Below are 17,283 nucleotides of genomic sequence, written 5' to 3'. Positions count from 1 at the left end.
GATTGAGAGGGAACTTTGGCAGGAGCCACGGTGAAAGCTGATTATTACGAGGTATTGCAGGTCACAAGGACGGCAACGGATCAGGAGATTAAAACTTCCTATCGCAAGCTGGCCATGCAGTTTCATCCAGACCGCAACCCCGGCGATAAGTCGGCAGAAGAGAAGTTCAAGGAATGCAGTGAGGCCTACGGCATCCTGAGTGACCCGCAGAAGCGTGCGGCGTATGACCGTTATGGTCACGCAGGCTTTGGCGGTGCCGCATCGCAGGGTGGCGGATTCCCTGGAGGCTTTGGTGGCTTCAGCGGCGACCCGCAAGATTTGGGCGACATCTTCGGCGATATCTTTGGCGAGATGTTCGGCGGCGGTGGTGGTGGTCGTCGTCAGTCGCGTGCGCAGCGTGGCCGCGATCTGAAGTACGACATGACCATGGAGTTTGAAGAAGCGGTCTTCGGCAAAGAGCAGGAGATCAAGATCAGACGTCAGGAAACCTGCGAAGACTGCAGCGGTACCGGCTCTGCGAATGGCAAGCAGCCTGTGACATGTTCGCAGTGCCGTGGCGCAGGACAGGTGCGTTACCAGCAGGGCTTCTTCTCCGTTGCGCGTCCGTGCCCCAAATGCGAAGGCAGCGGCGTTAATGTCACCGACCCATGCCAGACCTGCCGCGGCGAAAGCCGCGTAGGTCGCGAGCACACCATTAATGTGAAGGTTCCCGCGGGTGTTGAAGATGGCACGCGTATTCGCTATCAGGGTGAAGGCGAAGCAGGAAAGCTGGGTGGTCCTGCTGGAGACCTCTACGTGGAACTGCACGTAAAGGCGCACAAGTTCTTCCAGCGCGATGGTGACGATCTGCACTGCGTGGTGCCGGTCAGCTTCCCGCAGGCTGCGTTGGGTGACGAGCTTGAGATTGAAACGCTGGAAGGTGTGGCTGTACTGAAGGTTCCGGAAGGAACGCAGAGTGGCAAGAGCTTCCGCATCAAGGGCAAAGGCGTGCCACACCTGAACAGCCACGGTAAGGGCGACCTGATCGTAGAGGTTCGCGTGCAAACGCCGAACAAGCTGACGAAGAAGCAGAAAGAACTGCTGAAGGAACTTAGTCAGACCATGACCACGGACAACGCTCCGCAATCGCACAGTTTCATGGATCGCATGAAGGAGATGTTCAGCTAACCATGTTGCTACGCGTGGGACAGATGGCGGTGGCAGTACTCGGCATGGCGTTGATCCTGCATTTCGGCATCACGCGTGATCCGGGCTGGGGTGAAACGAGTTCGCTGCATCCCGTCATCTGGACCATTCATTGGCCAGCGCTTGGAGCAGGCATCTTCTGTCTGCTCGTCACTTTTGTCCTTATGGCCTTACTTGGCCGCGAATAACCACTCACATCAGGAACGTAATGCCGCAGCGATCGCGAGTCCCGCGATCGCTGCTGTTTCTGCGCGCAGAATGCGTGGCCCCAGCGTCACATGCTGCCATCCGCTGTCGCGGAAGAGTTGCATCTCATCGGCAGTCCATCCGCCTTCGGGCCCAATCGCCAGCGCAATGCTTGCGTTGGAGGGCGCTGCTTCAAGAGCAGCGCGGATGGTGTTCTCTTCTTCTGTCTCTGCCAGTAGCAACTTCACGTTTGCATCCACCGAGGGGAGAAACTGCTTCAGCGTTACGGGATCATCGACTTCGGGGATATCCGTGCGCCGCGATTGCTGCGATGCTTCGCGAACGATGCGTCTCCAGCGCTCCACACGTTTTGCCGCAGCCTGTGACAGATGCTTTTCCGTGCGTCGTGCAAGCACAGGCGTAATGCGAGCCGCACCAAGCTCTGTAGCCTTTTCAATCGCCCATTCCAGGTGATCGAACTTGAAGACGGCAAGCAGCAGATGAACGGGGAGAGCGACTTCTGCTTCCTGTTCTTCATGGAGCGTGAAAGTGACTTCGTCGTCACGAACACTCTTTACTTCGGCGCGATGCAAAAAACCATCCGCTACGACATCAAAAATCTGTCCGGGCTGTGCACGGAGCACACGCGCAAGATGCGCGGCTTGATCGCCAGTAAGTGCGGCTTCGGTGCGTTCTTTGTTCCATGTATCGGCAATCCATCGGCGACGAGTCATAACTGTTTCAGTGTAGCGAGTGATGCAAATTCATGCGTAAACGCAACGCGGGGAGCGCTTTCGCGCTCCCCGCTTGAAGTTGCTTTGCCTTGTTGCGTTGCGGCCTTTGCCACCGCTTCGCATTGTCTTGCCGTCTTGCCTACTCTCCCTGAGTGAGAAGACTGCGCGCCGCACTCAAATGTTGCAGCTAACGAATGTATAGAAGCACGTGCGAAGAGTGTCAACAAAAAAGTTTATAAAGCTGAGACGGAAAAGTTCCTTTGCAGCGTCTCGTGTGCATGCGTTGAACAAAAGGAAGAGAGGGATCGTGACTTGAAAGCCTGTTGCGATGCTTCGTTTCGTTTACGAAATTACATGCTGAGTGCGATGCAAAAACATCGCACTCAGAGATTATTCATCGTAAATGATATTCATTTCGCCCAATATCCATGCGGCTTTCGTTAGCATTCAATGACGTTCAACGCGAGTCCGGCGAGTGACGTTTCTTTGTAGCGCGACTGCATATCGAGTCCGGTCTGGTACATGGTGCGGATCACCTGATCGAGCGAAACCTTGTGTTCGTCGAGTTCGTTCATGGACATGCGTGCGGCGTTTACGGCCTTCACGGCGCCCATGCCGTTTCGCTCAATGCACGGGATTTGCACAAGGCCACCGATGGGGTCGCAGGTCATGCCCAGGTTGTGTTCCATGGCAATCTCGGCGGCGTGTTCCACCTGAGCGTTGGTTCCATTCAACGCTGCGACGAGTCCACCTGCAGCCATGCTGCACGCTACACCGACTTCGCCCTGGCATCCAACTTCCGCACCGGAGATCGATGCATTCTCCTTGTATAAAATCCCGATGGCTGCAGCCGTAAGGAAGTAACGCAGGAGCCCGTCCTCATTGGCTCCAGGGATAAAGTCTTGATAGTAGCGAGCAACTGCTGGCACTACACCAGCGGCTCCATTCGTGGGTGCTGTTACCACGCGTCCACCAGCGGCGTTCTCTTCATTCACAGCCATCGCGAAGACGGTGACCCAATCCAGCGGTGCCAACGGATCGGATGAACCCTTCTCGTGTAGACGTGCAGAGAGGCGTGGCGCACGTCGGCGTACCTGCAGGCCTCCGGGTAGTGTGCCTTCGTTCAGCATGCCGCGTTGAATGGTGTCGTCCATCACAGCCCATAGAGCGAGTATGCCGTTACGTACATCGGTCGTTGCGTCGCCGGTGCTCTCTACACGTGGCCGCAGAATTTTCCGATCGTCGACCATCGCGACTTCATTTGCGAAGACCAACTCTGCAATGGTGATGTTTGCTGTAGCCGCGGACGCCAACAACTCTGCTGCGCTGCGAAAATTGTAGGGAATATCGCGCGACGATTCGGGAGTAGCTGCGCCGCTTGCCGAGAATCGTTCTGCCGTCACGATGAAGCCACCACCGATGGAATAGAAAACTTCATCGGCCAGCTTGTTACCCGCCTCATCGAATGCGCTGAAGCGTACGCCGTTCGGATGTGTGATCACATCGGCATCGGGATACATCTGGTTTTTGTGAAAGAGCAGATCGCGCTCACGTTGAAAGGGAATGCGCCTCGTCCCACCAAACAGCAGGACGCCTTCCCCAGCTTCAAGCAGTATGGTTTTGTGGTGTTCCGGGTCAATGGTGTCCGGCATCTCGCCTGCAAGGCCTGTCAGTACTGCGGAATCAGTTCCGTGTCCTATGCCAGTCAAAGCCAACGAGCCGTACAGATCAATCTGTACGCGTTGCACATCGTCAAACGCATTTGCTCGTTGCAAGCCACGAAGAAATGCCTGGGCTGCGCGCATGGGGGCGACGGTGTGCGAACTGGAAGGGCCGATACCGATCTTGAAAAGTTCAAAGAGACTGGTCACAGCGCTATTCTAGGCGCTGCGGGCCAGTCTCTTTTGTTCCGCTCCGATGGGCTGGAGTTATTTCTTGTGCTTTGTCGGCGATGTGGCGCCGGGCGTCGTGGTCTGACGGATGTAGGCGGCGTTCGCGATGAAACGTACGTTTTCCTTGTCATCGTTCAGCAGGTTGTGAAGCGCGGCGGTGACGTCGGCCCCGCGATAGTTTGCCAGTGCTTCGGCGGCGCTCAGGCGTGCGCCAGGATCCTTCGTTTTGGTGGCTTCAATCAGCGCGATTTTGGCGGGATCTGTGTGAGCCTTGCCAATCTCAGTGATCGCAGTGATCTGCGGAGAGACGCCTCCGGACCCTTTGAGGTAGTTATAGGCACCCATTCCGATACCAACCGGGGGCACCAGGATGGCGACGCTTTGTTGCGCTGCAATCTTCATGAGTGCGATGGGATTGTGTAATGTCCGGTTCGCCTGGTGTGTGCTGCCCTTCCAGAAGTTGTAATCGCCCGAACGTTCGCCTTCTGAGACGGCCAATAGAATGTCTTCTCCCGAAGGATCGCCCAGCTTCCATAGTGTGCTGGCTGTTGTGAAGACGATTTTGGGGTCCTGATCGTTCAACTGTCCGCGCAGTTCATTGGAAAATACATTTGCGCTACCGTTCTTCATGAGTTCTCCAGCGGCCACAATCGCAGCCAGTCGAACATCACTATCCGGATCGTGCAGACAGTTGCCGATTAGTTTCTCTGCGCGCTGTTGTCCACCGAGCATGGACAGCGCAGAGATGGCGGCGATGCGCGTATCGGTGTTCTTTGTGCCTGTAACGCCATCTTCCAGTCGTGACCATGCGGCATCCCGTAACATCTGTGGGCTGCTTTCATCAGATGCTCCCACAACGCTCCCGTCTGCGGAGGATGACTGTGCATGGATTGGATGTGTCGCTGATAGGAGGGCGAAGGCAAGTAAGGCAGGAATATAAAACCGAGGCATGGAATCCTTTCCGTCATTCATGGATTGCGAGTGCGGCAGTAAGCGTTTCATAGACACCTAAGATGGTGCACCCTCAGGCGCGCGTCGCAACAGAAAAAACTTTCGTGGACTTCTCTTTCTTAAGAAGGGGTTCCACAGCACGACGCATCGCGTTCACCAATGGCTTTTCCAGATAGATGTGACTTAACAATCCCAGGATGGTTGACAGCGATATACCCGCCAAAACATACAGCACACATGATGTTGTTCCGAATTGCGGGAAAGGCTTCCAGACCATTCGCAGTGCGCCGAGTGCAAAAAGGTGACAGAGATAGAGGGAATACGAGGCATCTCCCAGTAGCTCCAGCAACCGCAGGTTCCAGGCCGTGCGCGTACCGTACTCTGCGCTGAGGATGCCGTAGACCAGCAGCGCTGCAGGCGGTCCCCACGCCAGGGGGCGGTAACTGGTGCCAACGAATTTTGTCATGGGATACATCCAGATAAGAGCGATACCTGCCATGGCGACACCCACTGAGGATGGAACCAGGCGGCGTTTCTCATAGAGCGCCCCGATGACCATACCCGCTCCAAACTCCAGCAGAGGCAAGTCGGTATACACATGCAATGGCGGACTATTGAAGTGAATCAACCGTCCCAGCGTGACCAGCAGAACAAGCGCTGCAAGGTTCCCTAGAAGACGTCGTGAAGGAGGCAACAAGAGCAACACTGCGAATAGCAGATAAAAGAACGCCTCATACTGAAGCGTCCATCCAATCGGGAGCACCGGATTGATGTCGTGCAGTATCGGATGCCACGCAGGAAACAGAAGCAGCGATTTCACCACGAAGAGCGGCTTCACATAGGCAAAGCGAAATGCCTTCGGAAGCACGATCGCCGTAGCAACCATGGCAATCGTAAAGAACCAGTACGGAGGATAGATACGCGTGATGCGATTCAGCAGAAAAGGAACAGGCCGTGGCCGCGACTGCGCGGAGATGTACCAAAGGATGAAGCCGGAGATGACAAAGAAGATGTCCACGCCAAACTCACCGGAACGCGTGAGGTAATGGCGGAAGGTCAACTCATCCGGAAAATGTCCCAGCGTATGACGCATCACTACCAGCGTGGCCGCAAACCAACGCAGGTGCTGGATGGAATAGATCTTCTGCTTCGTTTCCTGTGGGCCAACGGAAGGGGCAACAATTTCCGCGGTACTCTTTGAAGTCGATAGGTCCGACAACGATTGCTCCTTCGCGTCCCGATTCGGGAAACGGCTCGACGCTACCGCGTTGCGCGTGTTTCTCCACTATAGAGAACAAATGTAACCGGGGCACAATCAGAATGAGTGCTCACGGCGTGATGCTTCTGCGGATGCCTGTTGCGGTTTCTGCCAACGGAATCCTATGGCTCCAAGTACACTGCCAGTCGGAGACATCCCCAAACAATCATGTTGTTCAAATCGCGCAGCGCAGCCGTGTATGGCATTGATGCCCACCCCATTGATGTAGAAGTAGATTTTTCCGGTGTGATGAGCATGAAGGACGCCACCTTCAGCACGGTCGGATTGCCGGATGCTGCCGTGCGCGAAAGCCGTGATCGCGTCCGGGCTGCCATCAAGAATTCTGGATTCGATCTCCCACCCACACGCATCACGATCAATCTTGCACCTGCCGATCTGAAGAAGGAAGGCTCCGGGTTTGACCTTCCCATTGCCATTGGCATTCTCGGCGCTTACGGTTCGCTGCAGATCAAGGATTTGTCTGACTTTCTGTTGGTGGGAGAACTCGGATTGGAAGGAAACCTTCGCGCTGTTCCGGGTGTTCTGCCCATGGCGGTGATGGCGCGTGAGCTTGGCATCCGCAATGTAATTTTGCCGGAAGCAAACGCGCGTGAAGCTGCCGTAGTCGATGGTGTGGATGTGTATCCCGTGCGAACGCTGGCGGAAGTTCGCGAACTGCTGAACAGCTTTGCCTTTGGTGGCAAGCATGCCCAGCCGTTGAAGATTCAACCCGGCGAAGTATTGAATGAGCTGCAGCACTTCCCATTGGACTTCAAAGATGTCCGCGGTCAGCACACGGCGAAGCGGGCCATGGAAGTGGCGGCGGCAGGTGGACATAATCTGCTGATGATTGGACCCCCCGGCAGCGGCAAGACCATGCTGGCAAAGCGTCTGCCTTCCATTCTTGCTCCACTCACGTTTAATGAAGCGCTGGAGACCACAAAGATTCATTCAGTCGCGGGGGTACTCGAACCCAGCGAAGGGTTGGTGGCGCATCGTCCATTCCGTTCGCCGCACCACACTATTAGCGACGCCGGATTGATCGGTGGCGGTATGGTGCCTCGCCCGGGTGAAGTTTCGCTTGCACACAACGGCTTGCTCTTTCTGGACGAACTGCCGGAGTTCCCGCGTAACGTGTTGGAAGTTCTTCGTCAGCCGCTGGAAGACGGCACGGTGACCATCTCGCGTGCGGCGATGAGTCTGAGTTTCCCGGCGCGGTTCATGTTGCTGGCGGCAATGAATCCGTGCCCGTGCGGCTTACGTCACTGCCGACAAAGCTGCCAGTTAGCAGCTTGAACCCGACGGCTTGCCCGCCCTTAATCCGAATCTCAGGAACAATAGAACTCAACATCATTCGCTTCTGATCACGGGACAGATAGGGAAACTCAAAAAATGGCTCGAACACAGCGGCGAGTTGGCGAGCGTCAATCGTCTGCTTTGACGAAAGTTTTCCAAGTTGTTCAATACAAAGATTTAAATCGCGTTCCGCGGAGGCCAGCCTCCGATTCCGTTCCTCGTGGTCAATCAGTCCTTCCACAAACAAATCAACGATCCGATCACGTTTGCGCTGCAGATGTGTCACTTGAGATTCCACTCGCTCCCTGGAATTTGCGTCGATCGAAGACGACGTAAGGGAACTCCATTCACGGATGATCGTTTCCAGAAAGGTCTTATCCGTCAGTCGCATGGAAAATAGTTCGTCGAGTTGCGGTTCGATCAGTTCTCTCCGGACGTATCGAGAGGTGCAGCCGAGTTTCTTCTGTCTCCCCGAGCATATGTAGTAGTCGCGCCGCCGAAAATGGGTGTAGATCACGCATCCGCACTCATCGCAAACGAGGAAGTTGTTGTACGTGAAACGGTGCTGGTAGTCGGTCCTAGTTCGCCAATGTTTCACTTTCTTTAGGTCCATGATTTGCTGAACGCGCTTGAAGTCGGTGTCCGTGACGAGCGGCTCGTCAATGACTTTGATTCGGATGATGTCCTCTGGGCGCCGACGGACCTTTCGCCGATCTGCTTGTCGGCCGTCCTTTCCGGCCTTGTGCGCGCCAACAGACGGGTCACGGCGCTTGTCGATGACTCGCCAACCCGTATAAATCGGATTTCGAAGCATGACCCGGAGTCCATAAGGACTAATTCCTACACGCTTGCCTATGGAGTGGTAGCTTGTCTCCCCAGCAAGAAATGCTTGAAACGCGATGCCAACTTTTTCTGCCTCGGGCTTGTAGAACCACGTATTGGTGCCGCGGTCGTAACCCACCCCGAACGGTAGGGTGATATCGCTTTGGGGCATCTCTCCCGCGCGCCGCTTTGCTTCCTTGGCATGCCATACCCGTTCAAGAATCTCGGTTCTTTCGAGTCCGGCGATTGCCGCGCGGATTGGCGCGATGAGACGCCCCTCCTTCGTAGAAAGATCAAGAGGGCCCTCGGGCAGGTAGAGCACCGTGTTGCTCTCGGCGAATGCCTGCAACAGAGCGTAGTCCGAGAAGTTTTCCGGACGCATCAGTCGGGAAAACTCTTTCGTCACCACCCCATGGATGTCAGGCGACTGGATCAAGCGGAGCAGTTCCTTCATTTCAGGCGCGAACAGTACTGCTGCGCCAGAGACATCTGACATCTCGATGCTGCGGACGACCGTCAAGGCAAACGCTGCTGCGGTCTGGCGATTGACATTACGCTGCGCGGGGATGCTGGCGCTTGTCTCGGCGGCCTGTCCTTCCGTTGAAACCCGAATCAGTTCCACTACTTTCTTCATTGTTCGCTCCACAGAGCCGGCTGACCAAGCGAATAACTTCCGCGTGATCGCGGCGCTCCAGTGCCGCCCTGATTGTTCCAAGTAGCGTCCGACGCTGGGCAGCGATTTCGATGGCGGTACGCAGGAGTCCACCTAGCCCTGCAGCAGAACCGAGATCGTTGGCTCTGTTTCTATAATCCAGCTCTTCGTGCGGTTCGGGAAGGGCCTTTCTGCGCCGCAGTCTCGCGCTGTCTCGAACGTGCTGTATCGCCACGGAACCCACGTGCTCGGCGTCAGAAATGCTTCCGTAAGGATCGGAGCTCTTCCTGTTTCTGCTCGAGCTTCGGGCACAATGCTGTCTCAGTGGTTCAGGCACGCCACTTGAGCCAACGGGTGGGATGAGATTCGCTTTCATCATTGGTTACCTCGGCTTCCACTCTTGAATTACCTTCCAGTGCGAGCAAAGCGCAGTCCAATACGTTTGAACTATCAGGTGATCGTTCCCAGTTATCACTTGAACAGAGCTGTTAAAGCTCAAGCATGAGTCAGAGTTGTCGGTCGTGCGTAAATTTGGCCAAAGAAATCTATCTGCATTGCTTGTTGTGCAATGTGTCTGCCAGAATCGCTGAGGCGATCCTTATTCGTTAGTTCTTGATCCGAAACGATAGTAGCTCTACTAACGCAGGCAGAGACTATGTACGATTGGGCCGAGTTTCGTCATTTTCGTTATTTATTGGCAATCCTAGAAAAACAGGGGTTCCGGCTTGCAGCTGAAGAGTTGAACGCTTCGCAACCCAATCTCACCGTTCAGGCTCGCCAGTTCCAAGAGAACGCATCGATTCGCCTCTTTCGTAGATTGCGTAATGGTCGCATTAGGCCGACCGAAACTGGGATTGCTTTCATCGCGCTGGCGAAATTCCTGCTCACCATGCGCAACGAAGTCGTCGATGTCCTGCAAGCGATTGAACGTGGCGAGATCCGTTCCATACAACTCGGATGTAGTCCCTGGGTGGACGCAGCGTTGTTCCGAGAGCTCTGCGCTCTGCACAAAGAAATGCTTCCGTCGTGTGCGATTCACCCGACCCATGACGATACATCTCAGCTCGCCGAAGACGTTCTAACAGGCATCGTGGACGCCGCAATCGTTACGCTTCCCTTGGAGAATCCCGAGCTGCATCTTGAAGTCATTCGCCAGGACCGACTGGTCGTATGTTTGCGCACGGATGATCCGCTCGCGCAAAAGGCGTCCATACGTGCGGCGGAACTCGATGGAAGATTACGCGTGCTCTACCACCCTCGACGGCATCCAGATGCCCATGATCGCCTGATGCAAATGCTCGCAGAGCAAGGGGTGAACATCTATGAGCACTCGCGTGCGTCAAACCCATTTGAGCTGCAAATGCTTGTGCGAGAAGGTCACGGTGTTGCACTCGTACGCGAGGGAAGTGTCACCGATAGCGAACTCACAACGAGGCCGATCGCCGGTGTCTCTTGGACTGTAGATACGGCCGTCATTTATCGGAAGGATCGGTATCCGAAGACGCTCCCGATTGTCATGAAGAGTCTCAAGCGCCGTCATGCTCTCAATGCGGAGGCATTTCATCGCGGGGAGTTCGATAGTTCTGTCCCGCCTAAGCGGCCACCAAAGCCGGCCAGTTCAAGCGAATTCACGTACGGGTCTCACCGCAAATCACAAGCAAACATGCGGTGACTTGCGCCTCTGATAGCTGTGGACGATCACCCGATACGAATTACGTATTAGACCGAGTTGGGACGCTCCCTCATGATCACGGCATACCCGACTGAATTCAGTCGCTGGAGGTGCCGATGTTTTGCAGATCGTTACATGTTGTCGATGCTACGTCCTGTCCTGTTCGAAGAAGGCATACGAAATTTCATCCGGCGCGCACAAGCCGTGTCGTGCGTGCCATAAACCCGTTCATTCTCGCGCTCATTCTTGTTCCGGTTGCGCACGCCCAGGGAACGATGGACTTCTCTGGCGCAACCACGCTCATGGCTACTTTTCGAACTTTCGCGATGTATGCAGGGGCGGTCATCTGTCTTGGCGGTCTGATCTTCGCGGGCATTCGCATGATGAGCGGTCGCTTCAGCGAGGCCGTTCCTGGACTCTTCGGCGCTCTGTTCGGTGCTGGAGTGCTCGGTTGGGGTGCTGGATGGATCGGCTCGCTGACTGGCCAGCAGATGTAGGAGGTGCATCTGCTATGACCCGAAGGGGAAAACCACAGGCAATCAGTCAGGCGCTGAATCGTCCCCGAGCCAAGCTCGGATTGGACCTCACAGCATGGATGGCGATCGTATTCGTCTGCGCTGCGGTTTTCCTCGTTGGGTTTCGACTGCCGGCCATGCTCGCGTTTCCAGCGCTTGCAGCAGGTGCATGGCTGATCGTCCGTAAACACCCGAAGATGTTCCAACTGTGGGGCCTGAGCCTCACGCAGAAGAGCTACTATGACCCGCGCAAATACTGAGCAGATGAAACCCGTTCCGTGGTTCGCGAAGGCTGGCGCAGCGTGCAGCATCGTGCCAATCGCGCGGTTTGTGAATGACCACATCTTCGCACTCAAGGGCGGCGGCTATGGATGCCTGTTCACGCTTACGGGAGTGGATGAAGAAAACATGACGGAGCAGCAACTGGAGGCGCAGTGTCGCTTGCTCGAAGGCGCATTGCGTGGCCTGCCAGAAGGCTCTTGCCTGTACCAGTACACGCGCGTCCGCTCGGGATATGAACTGCCACGCCAGAAGACATATGCAAATCCCGTAACGCAGGTGTTTGTGGAGGACCGTCTGCGCTTCCTTGAAACATCTGCGCAGTTCCGTCGCGTTGATCTGCACTGGTGCCTGACCGTCGAACCGGAGAAGCTGAAAGCATTCGAGCGCAAGCCAGAAGAGAATGCCGCATCTACGACGCGGATGCTGGCGGAGTTGGAGAAGGCGGCATCCTTGCTGATCGGCAACCTTGGCAACACGCTTGGCCTTCAGTTGCTCGATAAGCAACGCACGTTCCAGTTCTTCTCGTATCTCTTCAACCTTGAAGACTGGGCAGAACAGGGACAGCTTCGCAGTGATACAGGTGTAGACCGCCAGATTGTGCAGGCTCCGGTCGCATGGAAGGAAGATCATCTCCGCATCGGCAAGCGGTATGTGCAGATGTATTCCTTGAAGGCCACGCCCGAAGCCTCGCGGCCATGCCTATTCACTGACCTTGCACGCCTGGACTGGGACAGCGTGCTGTGCTCCACATGGAGACCCAAGGCTGCGAGTACCATTCGGAAGGAGATCGACAATCAGGAGAAGTTCATCAGCTTCTTCAAGGTGGGCGTGCTCACGCGCGTGATGGCTGGCCGTGATACGGATTCGTTGGACGAGGGCGCGAGCGCACGCGCGGCGAATCTTCAGGTCGATGACCTGAGTGAAGTTGTCCGATCACTGGACAAGAAAGCACAGGGAGAATACTCGCTACGCCTGCTAGTCGCCGCGCGCAGCTCTGACGCACTGCGTAGCGTAGCTCCCTCCGTGCATCGCGTCTTCGTGGAGGCTCGCGCCCAGGTGATGGAAGAGACGCTGGGCAATCTCTCGGCGTTCTATGCAATGTTTCCTGGCAACGGCAAGTTCAATGTCTTCCCGTTATGGCTGGCGGAAGACCATCATGCACGCTTGTCCTCGATCTTCGCCCCACATCTCGGCCATCCGCACGCGGAGGACCTCGATGCGGAGTACCTGAATATCTTCGAGACACGAACCGGCACGCCGTTCTTTCAGGATGCGTATGTGGATGGCGTCCGCGTACAGCTCATTCTCGGGCCTACCGGCAGTGGCAAATCGGTCTTAGGTAACGTCACCCTAGCGCACGAGCAGAAGTACGGCGGCTTCACCTACATCTTCGACATCGGCGGCAGCTATGAGAGCGTGGTCGAGCTGTATGGTGGACGCGTAGACCACATCGGCAAGGACGGTCCTCGCGTGAACCCGTTCACGCTGGAGCCGACCGAGAGCAACGTCCAGTTCTTGTATTCGTTTGTGAAGCTGTTGCTCACGAACGGCGGCGCGGAGCTTGAGCCGGAAGACGATGATGTGATCCACAAGGCCCTGCAGGATATGTACTTGCTCGACGCGGCGAACCGTCGCCTCTCAAACCTCTATCTGCCGAAGAAGCTCGACCGTTATCTGTCGAAGTGGGTTGGACGTGGCGTCTATAGCGCCATCTTCGACAACGTAGAAGACAGCTTATCCCTGTCTCGTATCCAGTGCTTTGACTTCCAGGGCGTGAATAACGCGCAGTACGCCGACCTGATCGAGCCTCTGATGGTGTGGCTTCTGCGGCGCATCAATGAGGTCCTTTTCAATCCAGCGAACCTCGGTGTACCCAAGCACATCCTGATCGAAGAACTGTTCTCCAGCATGAAGAACAAGCAGTTGCTCGATGCAGCGCTGTCGTCCATCAAGACGGTTCGGAAGAATCTCGGCGGCGTCACCATGATCGGCCAGTCTGCGGAAGACCTGGGCGAGAACGCTGACAGCATCGTGAACTCCTGCTCGTCGTTCCTGTTCCTGAAGGATGCGACCTTCAACCGCAAACGGTATGCGGAGTTGTTCAAGATGAACGAGCAGCAGCTCGCACTCTTTGAGAGCCTGCAAGACCGGGAGGCGCTGTTCATGCGCCGCGATGGGTTGAGCAAGGTGATTCGGCTCAATCTCGACAAGCGCACGCATGCAGCAGTTTCCACCAAGCCGAAGGACCGCGTGCGCCGCGCGAAGCTGATCGAGAAATACGGTCTGGCCGAAGGCATCGACCGCTTCGCTTACGGAGAGAGTTTGTAACCACAACGAAAGGACGTGAAACCGTGAAGCCACTTATTCCCATTGTCGTCGGCTACAGCCTTACACTGGCGGTGTTGCCGCTCCGTGCGTCGGCTCCTGTCAGTCATCCCCTCCAGCCCAGCGCACCGCGCACCGTTGCCGTCTCAGAAACCGAGACGCCGCCTGTCGTGCGGGCTGGGCTGTTGCAATCGACGCTCATCGTCCTGCCCGATCAGGAGAAGGTCGCCAACGTCTATGCCGGAGATACCGTAGGCTGGGTCTTCGATGCGGGCCATGTCGCTTCGCGCTTCATCAGCGTAAAACCGAAGATCGCCAACGCGTCAACGGGTGTTCACATCGTCTCCGACCACGGCAATGAGTACACCTTGCAGTTGCATGAGGTCTCTGCGGAAACCGACGATCACTATGACTCCAAGGTGCTGATCGCACCGAATGACAAGGCAGCCAAGGAACGTCTCGCGCAGATGCCTGTCTTCGTGCCTGCCGCCGATCTGGAAAAGGCCAAGCAGGAAGCCATTGCCGCAAAAGCTGCGCAGGCTGCGGAACTGAAGGCGGAGCAGGCCAAGGAAGATTCCTACCGCAGCCAGTATCCCGGCTCGCTGCACTTCGATTACACCTGGGACTCCAGCAAAGGCCGTGCGCTCGGCCTGCAGCAGATATGGCGCGACGACAAGTTCACGTATCTGCGTGGCCAGTTTCAGGAGACGCCAGCGCTCTACGAAGTGAAGGATGGCAAACCCTCGCTCATTAACTTCGATTTCGTCAATGGCCTATACACGGTGCCAAAGCAACTGGATAACGGGTACCTGGCCATCGGCAAGCAGAAGGTGGAGTTCCATCGGGCGGGAGGCCGGTAGTCATGGCAGAGATCAACGAAACCGCGACAGTCCCTGAACAGCCGGAAGCCAAACCGCCGCTCAAGAGGAGTATGCCCCTCGTCATCGCGCTGGTGGTGATCGTGGGAGTCGTCGGCATCGCCAACCTTTCCAGCCTCGTGAGCGGTAATAAGAAAGTTGCACTGCAGAGCGCATTGGCTATGCGGCCTTCCGCTCCGAACGCGCAACAGGTAAGTAGCTTCACGGCGCAGCAGCAGTTGCAGGCGCAGCGCGACGCCGATGCCTTACGCCACCAACAGGAGCTTGCCACCGCGATGCAGCAGTTACAGGCGTCGCAGGATATCCCCGGTCCAGAAAGCGACACCGCACCGCCGATGACCAAGGCCCAGCGGGATTCCATTTATGGCAACAGCAGCAATGCGCCGCAGCACACCTCGAACGTCTCGGAGGCACAGGCCGAGGTAAAGCAGAAGCGGCTTGCCGCCGAAAAGCAGAAACAGGATGCGCTCAACAGCAATACCGTCGCGATTGATTTTTCGACTGCTGGTTCCACCCCTGCTCCGCAGGTTATGCAGACAGCCGCAACACAGACGAAGCCTGTTGTCTCGGCCAATGACGCCGCGGTGCGGCAGGCTTCGCCTGCCGGCGATACCGCCGCAATGGACAAGTACAGCTTCGATTCCTACGACGGTCGCCTGTACCGGATCTTCGAAGGAACGGTGCTGGAGGGTGTAGTCACCAACCATATCGACGGCGGCTTCGCAGGTCCGATCATGGTTATGCTGGCGACCGACTACTACTCGCACGACCACCAGCAGCTTCTCATGCCTCAGGGGACACGCCTCATTGGATCTGTGCAGAGCGTCGGCAACGCTCAGCAGCGGAAGATCTTCGTCAGCTTCCACCGCGCCGTGTGTCCTGATGGCTTCTCCATTGACTTCGACAAGTATCTCGGCCTCGATCCGATCGGAACTACCGGCCTCGCAACCAAGGTCGATCATGGCTATCTCCTGGCCTTTGGTGCTGCGGCGGCCATCGGTGGACTGGGCGGTCTGGCGCAGATCGGCAATAACGGCACGGTCTTCGATCCTTCCACGCAGATACGTAACGGCATCTCGTCACAGACCTCGATGGAGGGTGAACAGGTCTTGAACCACTTCCTGAACCGTCTGCCTGTGATCACGCTCAAGGAAGGCTCCCGTGCCCGTGTGTACATCGGTCGTGACCTGCTCGTGCCTTCCTACGCAGACCATCGCGTAGACCCAACGCTGTAACGAAAGGACAGAGCCATGTCGAGCCGATACGAACATCTTCTCCGTAAAGCACGCGAGGTGAAGCATAGCGGAGAGCAAGCGTGGGCCGTGCAATCCACCGGCGAGAAAGTTGCTGTGGCATTGGTACTGAATCGCGCCGATTGGCTCACTGCGATGGGCTACACCATCGCGGAAGCCATCGAGCGCAGCGGGATGGAGTGGGTTGCCGCGACGCCTCGTATCGCCCGGCAACTGAATGAAGAGGATTGAATGCCATGAAATCGCACCGACTTCGTACCGTTCTGGTTTTCGCCGCCACCCTCGTCACTGCGGTTATCGTGACGCGTCCTGCCGTTTACACATGGCTCGTATCCACCTCCCTGCGAGCTGTCGAGGAGGTGAATGAACCGACAACGCGCCCACTGGATAGATGCTTCACCCTCTATCCGTGCCCTAACACTATCTAGGCCATAACAGGAGGTGTCTCATGAAAGTGGTCCTGACCAAACGGAAGAAATGGTGGATCGGTGGCGCAGCCTTGCTGCTCACCGCCACGCCGAGCTTCGCACTCTTCGGGCTTGGCGATATAGTCTTTGATCCCACGAGTTACGGGAGCCTGGTCTCGCAGCTCACGACGTTGCAAACGCAGTACACGATGCTCAAGAACAATATCGAGCACTTTTCCCTCAAGTCGCAGTGGCAAACCACACTGCACGCTCTGGAGAACGTCAACGTTCGGAACCTCTTTGGAGAGACGAACGGGATGACGGCGGCGCTGAATACCAACTCGCCATCGGCTTCGAATACTGCATGGACGGCGGCCTCGGTGCCGTTGTCGAGCAGTACGACGGGCTATCTCCAGATGCAATCCGTTGGCAGTCCGCAGTTCTCCCAACTCGCCATGATCGAGGCGTCCGATGCGGCGTCGCCCGACTGCATGACCGCAGTAGGCCAGTACCGTGCAGCCCGAGCGGCGAACGCCACAGCCAACAGCACACTTGCCGCTAACCAACTTGACGGTTCTACCGCAACCAACAGCGAGGTTCAGCAGCTCAACCTGTTGAATGCCGCTGAAGCCCAGAAAATGTCCGAGATGCAAACGCAGGGCGCCCTCGCTACCTGCGTGGCCTCTCAGATGATGCTCACAAACATGCAGCAGCGTAACGCCGCTGCTGCAGACCTCAACACTGCTGCCTTCGTACAGGTCCAACGCTCAACCAACGATATGAGTGCGGCCAACGAAGGCAATACCTGGCAGACGTACCTTCCGTAGGAGCGAAGATGTTGAAACTGCTTCAGACGAAGTTGCTCGTTGCAATCTTTGCGGTGCTGGCGGTCATTGCCAGCGCCGAGATTTATCGCGCCCATGAGGCACACCGCGGAGGCCGCTAGGACCGCCGCGCTGCTTCAAGAGCAACTCC

At 56.5% G+C, this 17,283-nt stretch carries 15 protein-coding genes and 1 pseudogene; 11 read left to right on the top strand and 5 right to left on the bottom strand.

Translation table 11 applies throughout. From position 1 onward, the window contains the following. The first annotated feature begins 15 nt into the window (after positions 1-15). Together dnaJ and JAO32_RS13880 are read left to right on the top strand one after the other, a co-directional pair. Entirely contained in the window at positions 16-1,167 is a 1,152-nt protein-coding gene (gene dnaJ / locus JAO32_RS13885) for a molecular chaperone DnaJ (protein ID WP_334241382.1), read from the top strand. A gap of 2 nt (positions 1,168-1,169) precedes the next feature. Beyond that, complete coding sequence (locus JAO32_RS13880) at positions 1,170-1,373, top strand: hypothetical protein (protein WP_334241380.1); 204 nt, start codon at positions 1,170-1,172, stop codon at positions 1,371-1,373. 9 nt (positions 1,374-1,382) lie between these two features. Here the strand turns inward: JAO32_RS13880 and JAO32_RS13875 are convergent, their stop codons facing one another. The 4 genes from JAO32_RS13875 to JAO32_RS13860 all read right to left on the bottom strand — a co-directional run bounded on the left by JAO32_RS13875 (position 1,383) and on the right by JAO32_RS13860 (position 6,167). Beyond that, positions 1,383-2,105 carry an RsmE family RNA methyltransferase gene (locus tag JAO32_RS13875; protein ID WP_334241378.1) on the bottom strand — a complete coding sequence of 241 codons (723 nt, stop codon included), beginning with the start codon at positions 2,103-2,105 and terminating at the stop codon, positions 1,383-1,385. 440 nt (positions 2,106-2,545) lie between these two features. Further along, positions 2,546-3,976: an L-serine ammonia-lyase gene (locus JAO32_RS13870; RefSeq protein WP_334241376.1), complete on the bottom strand. Its 1,431-nt coding sequence runs from the start codon at positions 3,974-3,976 to the stop codon at positions 2,546-2,548. A 57-nt stretch (positions 3,977-4,033) separates the two neighbouring features. Further along, on the bottom strand, positions 4,034-4,948 hold the full coding sequence (locus JAO32_RS13865; RefSeq protein WP_334241374.1) for a HEAT repeat domain-containing protein: 915 nt from the start codon (positions 4,946-4,948) through the stop codon (positions 4,034-4,036). Positions 4,949-5,021: 73 nt separating this feature from the next. Next, positions 5,022-6,167 carry an acyltransferase family protein gene (locus JAO32_RS13860; RefSeq protein WP_334241372.1) on the bottom strand — a complete coding sequence of 382 codons (1,146 nt, stop codon included), beginning with the start codon at positions 6,165-6,167 and terminating at the stop codon, positions 5,022-5,024. Between the two features lie 207 nt (positions 6,168-6,374). Between JAO32_RS13860 and JAO32_RS13855 the strand changes: the two are divergent. Then, positions 6,375-7,463: pseudogene (locus JAO32_RS13855) on the top strand (YifB family Mg chelatase-like AAA ATPase); the annotation flags it as partial. Here JAO32_RS13855 and JAO32_RS13850 read toward each other — a convergent pair. Then, on the bottom strand, positions 7,426-8,958 hold the full coding sequence (locus JAO32_RS13850; protein WP_334241370.1) for a recombinase family protein: 1,533 nt from the start codon (positions 8,956-8,958) through the stop codon (positions 7,426-7,428). The pseudogene JAO32_RS13855 and the gene JAO32_RS13850 overlap by 38 nt on opposite strands. 673 nt (positions 8,959-9,631) lie before the next feature. Between JAO32_RS13850 and JAO32_RS13845 the strand changes: the two genes are divergently transcribed. From JAO32_RS13845 to JAO32_RS13810, 8 genes are all read left to right on the top strand, one after another. Then, a complete protein-coding gene (locus tag JAO32_RS13845) occupies positions 9,632-10,648 on the top strand; it encodes a LysR family transcriptional regulator (protein WP_334241368.1) in 1,017 nt (338 codons plus the stop codon). Positions 10,649-10,857: 209 nt separating this feature from the next. Next, the gene (locus JAO32_RS13840) at positions 10,858-11,145 is read left to right on the top strand and encodes a hypothetical protein (RefSeq protein ID WP_334241366.1); all 288 of its coding nucleotides are present in this window, start codon (positions 10,858-10,860) and stop codon (positions 11,143-11,145) included. Between the two features lie 14 nt (positions 11,146-11,159). Beyond that, the gene (locus tag JAO32_RS13835; protein ID WP_334241364.1) at positions 11,160-11,423 is read left to right on the top strand and encodes a VirB3 family type IV secretion system protein; all 264 of its coding nucleotides are present in this window, start codon (positions 11,160-11,162) and stop codon (positions 11,421-11,423) included. Continuing rightward, the gene (locus JAO32_RS13830) at positions 11,404-13,773 is read left to right on the top strand and encodes a VirB4 family type IV secretion system protein (RefSeq protein ID WP_334241362.1); all 2,370 of its coding nucleotides are present in this window, start codon (positions 11,404-11,406) and stop codon (positions 13,771-13,773) included. The genes JAO32_RS13835 and JAO32_RS13830 overlap by 20 nt, the downstream gene beginning before the upstream one ends. A gap of 23 nt (positions 13,774-13,796) precedes the next feature. Further along, positions 13,797-14,630, top strand: a complete 834-nt coding sequence (locus JAO32_RS13825) for a TrbG/VirB9 family P-type conjugative transfer protein (RefSeq protein WP_334241360.1) — start codon at positions 13,797-13,799, stop codon at positions 14,628-14,630. Positions 14,631-14,632: 2 nt separating this feature from the next. Beyond that, positions 14,633-15,883 carry a TrbI/VirB10 family protein gene (locus JAO32_RS13820; RefSeq protein ID WP_334241357.1) on the top strand — a complete coding sequence of 417 codons (1,251 nt, stop codon included), beginning with the start codon at positions 14,633-14,635 and terminating at the stop codon, positions 15,881-15,883. 15 nt (positions 15,884-15,898) lie between these two features. Further along, positions 15,899-16,132 carry a hypothetical protein gene (locus tag JAO32_RS13815; protein ID WP_334241355.1) on the top strand — a complete coding sequence of 78 codons (234 nt, stop codon included), beginning with the start codon at positions 15,899-15,901 and terminating at the stop codon, positions 16,130-16,132. Between the two features lie 217 nt (positions 16,133-16,349). Further along, positions 16,350-17,135 carry a hypothetical protein gene (locus tag JAO32_RS13810; RefSeq protein WP_334241353.1) on the top strand — a complete coding sequence of 262 codons (786 nt, stop codon included), beginning with the start codon at positions 16,350-16,352 and terminating at the stop codon, positions 17,133-17,135. Positions 17,136-17,283: the final 148 nt, after the last annotated feature.

Source organism: Terriglobus sp. ADX1 (genome assembly GCF_036877645.1).
Taxonomy (GTDB): domain Bacteria; phylum Acidobacteriota; class Terriglobia; order Terriglobales; family Acidobacteriaceae; genus Terriglobus.
The sequence above is the reverse complement of the archived record's forward strand: the minus strand, read 5'-3'. Positions and strand labels throughout refer to the sequence as shown.

Coding starts and splice junctions, on each gene's coding strand:
- JAO32_RS13815 (WP_334241355.1), top strand. CDS start 15,899: ATGTCGAGCCGATACGAACATCTTCTCCGTAAAGCACGCGAGGTGAAG.
- JAO32_RS13865 (WP_334241374.1), bottom strand. CDS start 4,948: ATGCCTCGGTTTTATATTCCTGCCTTACTTGCCTTCGCCCTCCTATCA.
- JAO32_RS13830 (WP_334241362.1), top strand. CDS start 11,404: ATGACCCGCGCAAATACTGAGCAGATGAAACCCGTTCCGTGGTTCGCG.
- JAO32_RS13810 (WP_334241353.1), top strand. CDS start 16,350: ATGAAAGTGGTCCTGACCAAACGGAAGAAATGGTGGATCGGTGGCGCA.
- JAO32_RS13875 (WP_334241378.1), bottom strand. CDS start 2,105: ATGACTCGTCGCCGATGGATTGCCGATACATGGAACAAAGAACGCACC.
- JAO32_RS13835 (WP_334241364.1), top strand. CDS start 11,160: ATGACCCGAAGGGGAAAACCACAGGCAATCAGTCAGGCGCTGAATCGT.
- JAO32_RS13820 (WP_334241357.1), top strand. CDS start 14,633: ATGGCAGAGATCAACGAAACCGCGACAGTCCCTGAACAGCCGGAAGCC.
- JAO32_RS13850 (WP_334241370.1), bottom strand. CDS start 8,958: ATGAAGAAAGTAGTGGAACTGATTCGGGTTTCAACGGAAGGACAGGCC.
- JAO32_RS13880 (WP_334241380.1), top strand. CDS start 1,170: ATGTTGCTACGCGTGGGACAGATGGCGGTGGCAGTACTCGGCATGGCG.
- JAO32_RS13845 (WP_334241368.1), top strand. CDS start 9,632: ATGTACGATTGGGCCGAGTTTCGTCATTTTCGTTATTTATTGGCAATC.